Annotated in this window: 14 protein-coding genes; 8 read left to right on the top strand and 6 right to left on the bottom strand. The window is 60.8% G+C overall.

Features of this window, described 5'->3' with window-relative positions; all coding sequences use genetic code 11:
* Positions 1-12 precede the first annotated feature (12 nt).
* Both I6I71_RS10560 and I6I71_RS10555 read left to right on the top strand, forming a co-directional pair.
* The gene (locus tag I6I71_RS10560; protein WP_052203851.1) at positions 13-276 is read left to right on the top strand and encodes a type II toxin-antitoxin system Phd/YefM family antitoxin; all 264 of its coding nucleotides are present in this window, start codon (positions 13-15) and stop codon (positions 274-276) included.
* Positions 276-530, top strand: a complete 255-nt coding sequence (locus I6I71_RS10555; protein ID WP_070495846.1) for a Txe/YoeB family addiction module toxin — start codon at positions 276-278, stop codon at positions 528-530. The genes I6I71_RS10560 and I6I71_RS10555 overlap by 1 nt, the downstream gene beginning before the upstream one ends.
* Here the strand turns inward: I6I71_RS10555 and I6I71_RS10550 are convergent.
* The 5 genes from I6I71_RS10550 to I6I71_RS10530 form a co-directional block, all read right to left on the bottom strand.
* Positions 527-1,276 carry an NAD-dependent deacylase gene (locus tag I6I71_RS10550; RefSeq protein ID WP_101734421.1) on the bottom strand — a complete coding sequence of 250 codons (750 nt, stop codon included), beginning with the start codon at positions 1,274-1,276 and terminating at the stop codon, positions 527-529. The genes I6I71_RS10555 and I6I71_RS10550 overlap by 4 nt on opposite strands.
* 3 nt (positions 1,277-1,279) lie before the next feature.
* Positions 1,280-1,960 (bottom strand): thermonuclease family protein, encoded by a 681-nt coding sequence (locus I6I71_RS10545; protein ID WP_236587458.1) that lies wholly within the window; start codon positions 1,958-1,960, stop codon positions 1,280-1,282.
* Positions 1,960-2,682, bottom strand: a complete 723-nt coding sequence (locus I6I71_RS10540) for a DUF1648 domain-containing protein (protein ID WP_201820904.1) — start codon at positions 2,680-2,682, stop codon at positions 1,960-1,962. The genes I6I71_RS10545 and I6I71_RS10540 overlap by 1 nt, the downstream gene beginning before the upstream one ends.
* Before the next feature lie 29 nt (positions 2,683-2,711).
* Positions 2,712-3,833, bottom strand: coding sequence for an ATP-binding protein (locus I6I71_RS10535; protein ID WP_070495853.1), 1,122 nt, complete (start codon positions 3,831-3,833; stop codon positions 2,712-2,714).
* Between the two features lie 79 nt (positions 3,834-3,912).
* Positions 3,913-4,611, bottom strand: coding sequence for a YaaA family protein (locus tag I6I71_RS10530; RefSeq protein ID WP_201820902.1), 699 nt, complete (start codon positions 4,609-4,611; stop codon positions 3,913-3,915).
* 31 nt (positions 4,612-4,642) lie between these two features.
* Here I6I71_RS10530 and I6I71_RS10525 point away from each other — a divergent pair, with 31 nt between their 5' ends.
* A complete protein-coding gene (locus I6I71_RS10525; protein WP_201820900.1) occupies positions 4,643-6,421 on the top strand; it encodes a proline--tRNA ligase in 1,779 nt (592 codons plus the stop codon).
* Positions 6,422-6,458: 37 nt separating this feature from the next.
* On the opposite strand, the gene I6I71_RS10520 is transcribed toward I6I71_RS10525, so the two are convergent.
* Positions 6,459-7,253, bottom strand: coding sequence for a DUF4439 domain-containing protein (locus I6I71_RS10520; RefSeq protein ID WP_236587314.1), 795 nt, complete (start codon positions 7,251-7,253; stop codon positions 6,459-6,461).
* Positions 7,254-7,283: 30 nt separating this feature from the next.
* On the opposite strand from I6I71_RS10520, the gene rimP reads away from it, so the two are divergent.
* The 5 genes from rimP to rbfA all read left to right on the top strand — a co-directional run bounded on the left by rimP (position 7,284) and on the right by rbfA (position 12,654).
* Positions 7,284-7,814 (top strand): ribosome maturation factor RimP, encoded by a 531-nt coding sequence (gene rimP, locus I6I71_RS10515; protein ID WP_201820898.1) that lies wholly within the window; start codon positions 7,284-7,286, stop codon positions 7,812-7,814.
* Positions 7,804-8,838 carry a transcription termination factor NusA gene (gene nusA / locus I6I71_RS10510; protein ID WP_201820896.1) on the top strand — a complete coding sequence of 345 codons (1,035 nt, stop codon included), beginning with the start codon at positions 7,804-7,806 and terminating at the stop codon, positions 8,836-8,838. The genes rimP and nusA overlap by 11 nt, the downstream gene beginning before the upstream one ends.
* Positions 8,839-8,916: 78 nt before the next feature.
* The gene (locus I6I71_RS10505) at positions 8,917-9,216 is read left to right on the top strand and encodes a YlxR family protein (RefSeq protein ID WP_083279087.1); all 300 of its coding nucleotides are present in this window, start codon (positions 8,917-8,919) and stop codon (positions 9,214-9,216) included.
* Positions 9,217-9,336: 120 nt separating this feature from the next.
* Positions 9,337-12,174, top strand: a complete 2,838-nt coding sequence (gene infB, locus I6I71_RS10500; protein ID WP_201820894.1) for a translation initiation factor IF-2 — start codon at positions 9,337-9,339, stop codon at positions 12,172-12,174.
* 54 nt (positions 12,175-12,228) lie between these two features.
* Complete coding sequence (gene rbfA / locus I6I71_RS10495) at positions 12,229-12,654, top strand: 30S ribosome-binding factor RbfA (protein WP_070463006.1); 426 nt, start codon at positions 12,229-12,231, stop codon at positions 12,652-12,654.
* Positions 12,655-12,659: the final 5 nt, after the last annotated feature.

Raw genomic sequence — 12,659 nt, 5'->3', positions numbered from 1 at the left:
AAGGAGGGCGTTATGTCTATCAGTGCGTCTGAAGCTCGGCGTACCTTGTACCCGCTTATTCAGCAAGTGAACAACGATCGCGATGCAGTGGAGATTGTTTCCCGTCATGGCAATGCAGTACTTATGTCTGCCGAGGATTACGAAGCATGGCTTGAAACCGCGTACCTGTTTAAAACGCGAGAAAATGCTCGCCGATTGACGCAGGCATATGAGGACGCACTCAACGGTGCCGTAGCAGAGCACGACGTTGACTTAGATGTTGAACTAGATGCGTAATGCGGCTGGTTTGGACTAGCCACGCGTGGGAAGACTATTTGCATTGGCAGGCCAATGACAAAAAGATGCTCAAACGCGTCAATCAGCTGCTGCGTGATACGCTGCGTGACCCTTTTGAGGGGATAGGCAAGCCTGAGCCTTTGAAATATGGTGCTGAGGGTGCTTGGTCACGAAGAATTACGCAAGAACACCGACTGGTCTACATGATTGTTGACGGGGATCTTGTAGTCTTGCAGGCGCGTTACCACTACTAGCCCAAGAGCTTGGGCAGGGCGTTAGCTGCGGTGTCTTCAACAACCACCGTGGCCAGGTGGGAAAGGTCCGTGCGCATTGGGGTGACCTCAATAATCGGGATCTCGCGTGCATGAGCCATCAGCGGCAAACCAGCTGCGGGGTAGACCACGCCCGAGGTACCAACAATCAGCAGGGCATCGGCCGTGCGCATGCGTCGTTCCGCCTCATGCCACTCGGCTTCCGGCAAGGCCTCGCCGAACCAGACGACACCTGGGCGAATCAGACCACCGCACGTGGGGCATGTCGGTGGGGTGATCGTTGGAACCGGCTCGTGGGGCAGTGCAATTTCGGCGGTATAGGGCTCGTCACAGTCGGTGCAGCGGAAATCAAAGAGCGAACCGTGCAGGTGCACCACGTTGTTGCTCCCGGCGCGCTCGTGCAGGTTGTCAATGTTTTGGGTGGTCACCGTAGTTTTTGGGCAGTTCGCGATGGCCAAGTGGCCCGCGTTCGGTTGCGCCTGCTGGGCCAAGTGTGCGCGCCAGAGGTACCAGGCGAACATGGTGTCGGGGTCTCGGTGCCAAGCGTCGATGGAGGCCATTGCCTGCGGGTCCACGTTTTCCCACAGTCCGGTCTGCGCGTCGCGGTAGGTGGCAATGCCGCTATCCGCACTCATGCCAGCGCCGGTAAACACCTCGATGTGTTTGGCGTGGCTGAGGATCTCGCGTGCTTGGGCAAGACTCTGGGCAAGGTTGGCAGATTGGCTCATGGCCTACAGGCTATTGATCAGATCCAGTGCTTGCTCGCGGTACGTGAAATTCTTTGTGCCCTCCACGGCGTCACGCATCACATCAAGGTAGAAGGGGTCCGGGTCTGATTGATAGCGGGCAAAGGCATCACGTGCGATGTCGGTAGGCAACAAGCACTCTGTGGGCACCCCGTAGATACCTAGGCCAGCATCTTTCGCACGAGCTTCGGCGGCGCGCATCGTGGACGTGAACTTGGTGTTGGGCTGAAACTCTACGGCGCGCGCGAAACCGTCGGCCACCATCACCTCGTTGACAAACGTGCCGTCCTGCTTGTACACCCCCGCAAGGTCCCGGCCGTAGCGATCCACCCGCTCAACGTCATAGACCAGGTTCACGCTCTCCCCGGGAGCAATGAGGGATTCCAGGTGCTTCGTAGACTCCTTGTAGAGGCATTCCTCTTTTTCGGGAGTGTCAATGTTGAGCAGGCGTACGCGCGTCTCTTCGCCGGAGTGGGTAACCACGATGGTGTCACCGTCCACAATCTTGCTCACTACCACCGCGTCTTCGTCCTGGAGCATGCGTACGGCAAGCGCGATGCCTGCGATACCAACCACGGCAATAAGAAGTGCGATAACAAGGCGCAGCGTGTTGCGGCGAGCGCTGCGCTGGGGCTTTGGCTGGGCTTGCTGCTGGACTCCGTGCATCACAGCAGCACCGCCAACACAACAATCACGATTAGGCAGGCGACGATCGCCCACATGATCCGGCGCATCAGGCGCTTGCCAACCGGGTGTGCGGTATTGATCTGGATCTTGCCGGGCTCAGCAGGCATGATGCTCACAGGCATCGGGTCCAGCGGCTCTTTGTAAAAGCCCATCGACGCCTTCAGTTTCAGCCGCTCCACGCGCTTCTGCTCCTGCTCATCGGGTGGTAGCTGCTCCCAGGAGGAACCCGACTTGCCCATAATGCGTATCGACGCCGCAATCGCGTACATGCAGTAGACCACAATTCCCGCAATCCACAGTGGCGTGGGCATCAAACGCGGGAAACACATCATCAGCTGCGCCGAGGCCAGCACTAACGCCGTACCTACCGCCATGTGCCCCAGAAAATCGTTCGTCTTGTTCAACAGCGCAGTGACTCGCTGCGCTGCCGTTTCGGAGTAGGGAAGCGCATCAGCTTCCGGGACCTCGCGACGCCTTGTGGCAGCGTTCGCAGGCAGCGCACACGCCGCCATCATCGCCGAAATAGCTAGACCGATCCACAGCGCGCCGCCAACACTAAGCCACGTCTTATCCGCCCAAGCATCCACACCGCCAGGGCCGATATGGATCGGCACCGGCTCCGGAATCGAATCCCAGCGCAGGAGGAGATACGCAAACGTTGCAAGGTAAATGCCAACTGAAATAAGAAGGAAGCGGCGCATGTGCATGGGTGTAAACGTTACTGCACGTGCTACTGCACGCGTTTCGGACGGCGCCGCTCACGCAAGTACTGCCCAAGGTACGGCTGCGCAAACTCCACCAACCCCCACCCCGCGGGCGTAATCAAGTCACGGTCAATCAGCTTCTGACGCGTGTCACTTACCGACGTTGTCGTCGTCCCCATCAACTCCGCCACATGTGCAACCGGCACCTCAGGTGTGCCGGCTTGCTCCTCTAACAGCGCCATCGTCTGCAAGAACTCCAGCTGCTTCGGCGGCACATCCCGCAACGCAGGCTGGTGCACCTGCAAGCCAAGACGCTCAACTGCGTCTGGGGTAGCGAGGGTGATCACGTTGGCGTCGATAGTAGAAAGCGAATCCTCTACTGCCCGCTCCCAGGCAAGGAAACCAAGCAACTGCACCAGATAGGGATACCCCTGACTCAGCTCAGCCGCCTGATCCGCAGCCGCGAACACAATCCCGCCCTCTTGCGATGTCTCCTCGAAGGCGCGTCGGGCGTCGTCCAACGTCAGCGGGCCCAGCTCATAATGGCGAGCACGGCGCAAAAACGTCGCGCCGGGCAGATCCAACAACTGGTTGATGCCGCGGGTCAGCCCCGCCATGGCTACCGCCACCGGAAGGTCATCGCGCACCAGATCCTGGTAAGCAATGGCAATCTGGGTGAGGTCATCAGGGTCAACGTCCTGGACCTCATCGATGGTGATCAGCACGCCGGTGTCATGCAGCAGGTCGATCAGCCGACGAAGTTGCGCAACCAGCCGTTGGGCTGGCTCACTATCGGTGATGTGGGTACTGACCGACCCAATGCCAGCTACGGAAAACCCGGTCAGCTGCCGTTTGGGGCGCTCCTCTAGACGAGCGATTGCCTCAGGGATGGTGGACTCCACCAACACCTGCTGCATGTTCTCGCGAGCAGATGCGCGCAACACCACCCACCCGTGCTGGATGGCAATGTCTTCCAGCTCCGTTAAGAGTACTGTTTTACCAATGCCGCGAGAGCCCGAGATGAGCAGTGAGCGATCCGGGTTGCCGGGACCACCCTGTAATGCGCGGGCGAAATCTTGCAGCACGGCGTCACGTCCAGCCCAGACGCGAGGGCTGGCGCCGAATGTGGGGCGAAACGGGTTGTGCATGACCCGCATCTTAACACCGTTGCCGATTGATAAATTGATAAATTCGGGCAGATTGATAAATTGATAAAGATTCCTGCGGTTATACCAACAGTGTGAGCTGTTGGCCGTTAATTCGCACCTGGAATCCGCGTGCTGAGGCCAGATCCGCCACGTCGTTGATGCTTGTGGCATCCGCAATACTCGGCGCTATGGCAAGCGAGCGCGCAAGCTCACCCTTGTACTGCTTATTAAAGTGGCTGACCACCTTGCCGGTTGCAGCTTGCTCCACCCGCACAGTCATCGCGGAAGCTAGCGGGCCCAGCTGTTGGTAGGCGCCAGAGCGCATATCCACCACGAAATCCTGCTCCGCTAGCTGCTCAGTTACAGCCTTGCCCCACCACGCCTTCATGGTTTTATTGTCCACTTTGGATCCGGCGGAGACGCGGTAGCGGGGCACGAGGTCGTCGCTAAGCAAAAGCCCAAACAATGCGGAGCCGACGGCGAGGTGGCTCAATGCGGAGCTGGGCAGGGTAGAGGCATCAAGTGCGTCATAGAGCACGCCCGTATAGCGCTGGATGGCTGGCATGACAGGTGCGTTGCGCAGTCGGAGGTTCTCCTCAGCCTCTGCACGCTTGGTGGCAGGGATTTTTAGCTGGTCCATCATGGTTTCAACATCGGATGAGGCGAGCTGATCCATGAGCGCTTGGCGTATCGGATCCAACTCCGGGAAGGACACACGCATGGGGCCTAACTGGCCGCCAGGGGCTTTGGTTTCAGACGGGGGCAACACGATGAGCATGCCAAAAACCCTAGCGCTAGAATTTCTGGTCATGATCACACGCCTGTCCACACTGTTCCTGCGCACGCTGCGCGAAGACCCCGCCGATGCGGAGGTACCCAGCCACAAACTCTTAGTCCGCGCCGGCTACGTGCGCCGCGCCGCACCTGGTGTGTACTCCTGGCTGCCGCTTGGCCTGCGCACGCTGCGCAAGATTGAAGGCATCGTGCGCGAAGAGATGGACGCGATGGGCGCCCAGGAGCTGCTCTTCCCGGCGCTGCTGCCGCGCGAGCCGTACGAGGCAACCAACCGTTGGGCCGAATACGGCGATGACCTGTTCCGCCTGAAGGACCGCAAGGGCGCAGACATGCTGCTGGGCCCTACGCATGAGGAGATGTTCACGCTCCAGGTCAAGGACCTGTACTCCTCCTACAAGGACTTCCCGGTCACGCTGTACCAGATCCAGACGAAGTACCGCGATGAGGCGCGTCCGCGCGCTGGCATTTTGCGTGGGCGCGAGTTTGTGATGAAGGACAGCTACTCCTTCGACATGAGCGACGAGGGCCTGGATCAGTCCTACGCGAACCACCGTGCGGCCTACCAGCGCATCTTTGATCGCGTGGGCATCCGCTACGAGATTTGCCAGGCCACCTCTGGCGCTATGGGCGGCTCCGCATCCGAGGAGTTCCTCGCGTACTCCGAAAACGGCGAGGACACCTTTGTTATCTCCACCGCGGGCGATTACGCGGCCAACGTGGAGGCTGTGACCACGGTTGTGCCTGAGGCTCGTCCGATCGAGGGGCTGCCAGAGGCTGTGGTGCACGATACTCCGGCCTCCGAGACCATCGCTGCGCTGGTTGAGTGGGCGCAGAGCGCAGGTGTGCTTGTAGAAGGCCGCGAGGCCCAAGCCGCCGACACGCTCAAGTGCATGATGATCAAGGTCAACGACCCACGTGCGCTGGATGAGGACGGCAAGCCGGTTGGCCCGCAGCTGGTCGGTGTGTTGATCCCGGGTGATCGCGAGCTGGACGAGAAGCGCCTGGAGGCATCGCTTGAGCCGGCCACCTTTGAGCTGGCTAGCGAGGAGGACTTTGCCAAGAGCGGTTTCCTTGTCAAGGGCTACGTCGGCCCGCGCGCGCTGAACGCTAACGGTGTGCGCGTGCTCGCGGACCCGCGCGTGGTGGAAGGCACCGCCTGGATCACCGGCGCGGACGCTCCGCAGAAGCACGTCGTTGGCTTGGTGGCCGGCCGTGACTTCAGCGTGGACGGGTTTATTGAGGCAGCCGAGATCAAGGAAGGCGACCCGTCGCCGTCCGGCAACGGCACTGTCGAGCTTGCCCGCGGCATCGAGCTGGGCCACATCTTCCAGCTGGGCCGCAAGTACACCGAGGCCATGGACGTGCAGATTCTGGACGAAAACGGCAAGCGCGCCGTGCCCACCATGGGCTCCTACGGCATCGGTGTCTCCCGCATGATGGCGGTTGTGGCTGAGCAGCGCCACGACGACAAGGGTCTGGTCTGGCCGGTGGAGATCGCCCCGTACCAGGTGCACGTTGCGGTGGCGAATAAGGACGCCGCAGCACTTGAAGCAGGCGAGCGCCTAGTTGGTGAGTTTGATGCTGCAGGGCTTGAAGTACTTTACGACGATCGTCCGAAGGTCTCCCCAGGCGTAAAGTTCAAGGATGCCGAACTACTCGGCATGCCGTTCGTGGTGATCCTGGGTCGTTCTTTTGCAGATGGCATTGTGGAGCTGCGCATCCGCGGCGGCGAGACGCTTGAGGTCCCAGCCAACGAGGTCGTAGAGAAAGTTGTCGAGCTCGTCCGTGGTTAGGTACTCCGCCCTGCACTTTTAAGCGCGCTGGGCACTTTTAAGCGCGCTGGGCGTGGGCGGCGAGTTGGATCGCCGCCTTGCGCCAGGGCTTCGACTCCGCGTCCGCGGCAGCTAAACGCCACTGTTTAACAAGGTCACTGTGCATCGTTTCGACGAGCTCAGTGGCCTCTTGCGTTGTCGTGGGCTCTGTGTACCCTTCCGCAAACGTGTAGCCGGCCGCAGGTACCAGATCCTCGCTAAGCACCTCAGTCAGCATTCCAGTCAGCACCTCTGTGCGTTCGTGGGATGCTTCGCGCAGCTCTGCAACGCGCGTGCGCAGCGCACCGTCGGCGTATGCCAAGGCAATGCCGAGGCCGTAGTACATTGCGTTTTCTGCGGCGAGGAGGTCGGCGGCTGCTTGCAGTGAGGCGTCGTGAGTAATGGGGCTCTCGATATCTAGCTCAACCGGGGCCAGCGCCAGCGCATCGATGGCTTGGGCAACCACCAGGTCGACGGAATCTGCCGGTACCTTGTCGGCGGCGGCAACGGTGTGTTCCAAAAGGGCTGCGCCGTCCGCGGCGGCCGGAAGGTCGGTGTCGCCATATCCGACGTTGCAGGACTGCGGGGTCTGTCCAGTTTCGTCGGTGCCGCACAGGCGCAGTGCTTCGTCTTGAAGCTGCTCGCTTTGGAATTTGCGCAGCTCCCTCCACTCGGGGTGCTCCCCGAACACCCAATCAGCGGAGGCCTGCTTGGCCAATGTCATGATTTCGCCGTTGGCGCGCGGGCCGACAACATCCATCACTGTGCAACTGGTCAGGAGCAGTACAACTGGCAAAACAAGCAACTTCTTCACCCGCTGCACGTTACACGCTAGGTTTAAGCCATGGCATTTCCCACAAATAACGAACTTGAACAACTGGTCACCCCTGTTGCGCAGGCGTACGCGATGGACATTGAGAGCATCCGTACCGTCAAGGCGGGTAAGAAATCGCAGGTTGTTATCGCGCTCGACTCGGATACCCACCCGACGTTGGACGAATTGGAGGAAGTGTCCAATGAGCTTTCCACGCTTTTCGACGCTTTGGAGCAACGCGGCGAAGTCAACTTCGGTGCCGGCTACACACTCGAACTGACCACGCCGGGTGTCGACATGCCACTGACGCTGCCGCGACACTGGCGTCGCAACCGTGGGCGTTTGGTCAATGCCGCAGGTCAGCACTACCGTGTTGGTGCGTTAAGCCAGGACGAAACTGAAGTTGTGGTCATTCCGGCGGGTGCGAAGACACCAGTAGCTGAAGCGCGGCAAGTTTCGGAGCTGGCGGGCGCAGTGGTAGAAATTGAGTTTAAGAAACCGCCAGCTGCTGAAGTTGAGTTGGCGGAGCAGGACTTCGAAGAGGTGACAAGTGAATATTGATATGAACGCCCTCAGGGCGATTGAGAAGAACCAGGGCATTGCGGTTAGGGATCTGCTGGAGACCATCGCAACTGCACTGCTGTGGGCATACCGTGACTACCGCGAGGTGCCCTTGGAAGAGCGTTCTGAGCCGCGCATTGACATCGACGTGGCTACGGGCGATGTTGCTGTTTTGGTCACGGAACGTGATGAGGACGGCGAGGTCATCTCTGAGTACGACGACACTCCGGTGAACTTCGCCCGCATCGGCGCAGTTGCGGTGCGTGACGCGATTAAGAAGAAGCTGCGCTCTGTAGAGGCAGGTCGTGTCTACTCCGAGTACGCGGAGCTGGAGGGCACTGTGGTCTCCGGCATTGTGGAGCGCGACGCGATGAAGGAAGCACGTGGTGTCAGTGCCGTTGCAATCGGTACTGAGGCTGCGCCCCAGGACGGCATCCTGTTGCCGGCGGAGAAGATTCCAGGGGAGCGTCTCGTTCATGGTGACCGCATCAAGGCGTATGTGGTGGGCGTGAACAAGGGGGACCGTGACGTTATGGTCAATCTGTCGCGCACCCACCCGGAACTGGTACGCGGCCTGTTTGCGCTTGAGGTGCCGGAGGTTGCGGACGGCAGCGTTGAAATCGTTGGCATTGCCCGCGAGGCTGGTCACCGCTCCAAGGTTGCGGTGCGTTCCGCAGTCAAGGGCGTCAACGCCAAGGGCGCCTGCATTGGCCCGCGTGGCTCGCGCGTCACCAACATTATGAAGGAACTCGCTGGCGAGAAGATTGACATCATTGATTACTCGGATGACCCGGCGGCGTACGTTGGCAATGCGCTTGCGCCGTCCAAGGTCATCAGCGTTGAGGTCACCGACCCAGCCACGCAGACCGCGCGTGTGATTGTTCCGGATTATCAGCTCTCCCTTGCCATTGGTAAGGAAGGCCAGAACGCCCGTTTGGCAGCGCGCTTGACCGGCTGGAAGATTGACATCCACTCGGATGCAGATGTCGCCGAGGAAACCGCCGCAGGCGAAGCGCAAAACTAGGCAGTTACAAATTTGTCGTTTAGTGGCGTATCCTTGAGGACGGCTTAAAAACCGTTTCCGTGCGACGAAAGGTCACGTATGCCAATCCGTATCCGGACCTGCGTCGCATCTCGCAAGCAGTTGCCCGACACGCAGTTGCTGCGAGTCGTTGCGGATCCGGACGACCCGGGTCGCGTGATTGCGGATCCTGCTCGGTGCCTACCGGGTAGGGGTGCGTGGATTACGCCAACGCTGGAAGCGTTAGAGCTGGCGGAGCAGCGCCGTGCGTTTGCTCGGGCGCTTCGCTTGTCCACACTCGTGGACGTGAGTCATGTACGTGAGTACCTTTCAAGCGATTCACACCAAGACCCACACGTAGATAGGAAGACCGAACACTGATGAGTACGCGACCATGAAGCAGCATCAGCGATGAAAGTCACTGACCATATCTAGGGGTATGTAGCTTTTCCGGCAAGACGTTGGAAAGCACGTGCTCCTAGCGAACAACCAAGGAGACACGTGCCCGGAAAGCTACGCGTTCACGAACTGGCTAAACAGCTCGGCGTAACAAGTAAGGAACTACTGGCAACCCTCAAAGAGCAGGGTGAATTTGTAAAGACCGCCTCGTCCACCATCGAACCTCCGGTGGTGAAGAAGATGAAGGCCTACTATGAGGCCCAGTCCGGTGGCGGCGAAGAGGAAGCAGCTGAGGGCAAGCCTGCTGCTGCGAAACCTGCGGCAAAGCCTGCTGCTGCAAAGCCGGCGGCTGCGAAACCTGCTGCCGCAAAACCTGCTGCACCCAAGCCCGGTGCAGCCAAGCCTGCTGCAGCTAAGCCTGCCCAGCCGGCCAAGCCTGCTGCCGCAAAACCGGCAGCACCGAAGCCTGGCGCAGCGAAGCCGGCTGCAGCAAAGCCTGCCCAGCCGGCCAAACCTGCTGCCGCAAAACCGGCAGCACCGAAGCCCGCGCAGCCTGGAAAGCCTGCCGCTGCAAAACCGGCAGCACCGAAGCCGGGCGCGCCGAAGCCTGGCGCAGCGAAGCCTGCCGCAGGTGGCCCGACTCCGGGTGCTATGCCGCGTCCTATGCCCAAGCCGGGCGGACGTCCGCGTGTAGCTAACAACCCGTTCTCCTCAAACACGGGCGGGCAGCGTCCCGCACCGCGCCCAGGTGGCGGCCGTGGCGGCAACCAGCAGGGTGGCGGCCGTGGTCGTGGACCGGGCCAGGGCGGCGAGCGCGCTGGTCAGGGTCAGGGACGCCGTCCGTCGCCGGCGGATATGGCGGCACATCCGTCGCCAACCCAAATGCCGTCCAAGTCCGCAAACGTTGGACGCGGTGGTCGTGGCGGCCAGGGCGGCCCGGGCCGCGGACGTGGTGGCCAGGGTGGCCCAGGTGGCCCGCGTGATGGTTACCGTGGTGGCCGCGGCGGACGTCGTGGCGGTACCGCAGGCGCATTCGGCCGTCCAGGCGGTGCACCGGGTCGTGGACGTAAGTCGAAGCGTCAGAAGCGCACCGAGTACGAGGAGATGCACGCACCAAACGTCATTGGTGGTGTACGTCTGCCAGACGGCGGTGGCAAGACCGTGCGTCTGCGCCAGGGTGCCACCCTGTCGGACTTCGCTGACAAGATCGGTACCGAAGCATCGAACCTGGTCCAAGCGCTGTTCAACCTCGGTGAGATGGTGACGGCAACGCAGTCTGTCCCGGAAGAGACGCTGCAGCTGCTTGGCGCTGAGATTAACTACGAAGTGCAGATCGTCTCTCCTGAGGACGAGGACCGTGAGCTGCTTGAATCCTTCGACCTGCAGTTTGGTGAGGATGAAGGTGGCGAAGAGGCGCTTGAGCAGCGTCCGCCAGTGGTGTCTGTCATGGGCCACGTTGACCACGGTAAGACCCGCCTGTTGGACTCGATCCGTAAGGCGAACGTGGGCAAGGGTGAAGCCGGTGGCATCACCCAGGGCATCGGTGCGTACCAGACAGAGGTCACCCTCGATGGTGAGACTCGTAAGATCACGTTCCTGGATACCCCGGGCCACGAGGCGTTTACCGCCATGCGTGCCCGTGGTGCGAAGTCCACGGACTTGGCAATCCTGGTTGTGGCTGCTGATGACGGCGTGATGCCGCAGACGGTTGAGGCGATTAACCACGCCAAGGCTGCGGACCTGCCGATCGTGGTGGCCGTGAACAAGGTGGATAAAGAGGAAGCTCAGCCGGACAAGATCCGTGGCCAGCTCACCGAGTACGGCCTGGTGCCGGAAGAGTATGGCGGTGACACCATGTTCATCAACATCTCTGCAAAGCAGGGCACTGGTATTGATGAGCTGCTTGAAGCTGTGCTGTTGACGGCAGACGCTGCGCTTGAGCTGACCGCTAACCCGGACATGGATGCCCAGGGTGTTGCTATTGAGTCCCACCTGGACCGTGGCCGTGGTCCGGTCTCCACCGTGATTGTCCAGCGCGGTACGCTGCGCGTCGGTGATTCCATCGTGGTCGGCGGCAACTTTGGCCGCGTGCGCCGCATGGTTGATGAGTGGGGAAATGACGTCGAAGAGGCTGGTCCGTCCCGTCCAGTACAGGTCCAGGGCCTCAACGGCGTTCCTGGCCCAGGCGACAACCTGCTTGTGGTTGAGGATGACCGCGTAGCGCGTCAGATTGCTGCGCAGCGTGATGCTCGCCAGCGTGCCGCTATGCAGGCTCGTTCCAAGAAGCGCGTGTCCCTGGAGAACCTGGACCAGGCGCTCAAGGAGACCAGCACCCTCAATCTCATCCTCAAGGGCGACAACGCCGGTTCGGTGGAAGCCCTGGAGGAGGCACTGCTCAAGATCGAGGTGGACGACGAGGTCGAGGTCAACATCATCGACCGCGGCGTTGGCGCTGTAACCCAGACCAACGTGCTGCTCGCAGCCGCATCCGATGCTGTGATTGTGGCCTTCAACGTTCGCGCTGACGGCAAGGCAACTGAGGAAGCCAATGCTGATGGCGTTGAGATCCGCTACTACTCGGTGATCTACCAGGTCATCGAGGAGGTGGAGAAGGCGCTCAAGGGCATGCTCAAGCCGGTCTACGAGGAGCGCGAGCTGGGTGCTGCGGAGATCCGCCAGATCTTCAAGGCTTCCGCTGTCGGCCTCATCGCTGGTTGCATGGTTACCGAGGGCAAGGTCAAGCGCGGTGCGAAGCTGCGCCTGGTCCGCGACGGCAACGTTATTACTCCGGACGCGACGATTGAGTCGCTGCGCCGCGAGAAGGACGACGCTACCGAGGTTGCCAAGGGCTACGAGTGCGGCATGGTGCTGTCCTACCCGGATATCCAGGTGGGCGACATCATTCAGACCTACGAAATGGTGGAAGTGCCGCGCAACTAGTGCGCCACTAGCGCACAATGAAGGCACAGTTAGCGCTCAACGAAAGGGAACACAATGGGTGAGAATCCGCGCGCAGCGCGCTTGGCTAAGCAGATCCAGCAGATCGTGGCTACCGCGATTGACCGGGAGATTAAAGACCCGCGAATGGAGCTGATTACGGTCACCGACACCCGCGTGACAGGTGACCTGCATGACGCAACCGTGTACTACACGGTGCGTGGCCACGACATTGATGATGAGCCGGATCTGGACCAGGCTGCTGAGGCCCTGCACCGCGCACGCGGTCAGATCCGCAAGATCGTCGGTGACGCGTTGAACGTGCGTTTCACCCCCACCCTGACGTTTGAGTACGACAGTATCCCGGGGGCGTCGGCAAGCATGGAAGAGCTCCTGAACCGCGCACGAGAGCGCGATGCGGAACTTGCACGCTTGAGGCAAGGCGCGAAGCCGGCGGGCGACGTGAATCCGTACAAGGAGTAACGCCT

This window comes from Corynebacterium riegelii (assembly GCF_016728505.1).
GTDB classification, from domain to species: Bacteria; Actinomycetota; Actinomycetes; order Mycobacteriales; family Mycobacteriaceae; genus Corynebacterium; species Corynebacterium riegelii.
Note: the sequence above shows the minus strand (reverse complement) of the source record. Positions and strands in the feature narration are given on the sequence as shown.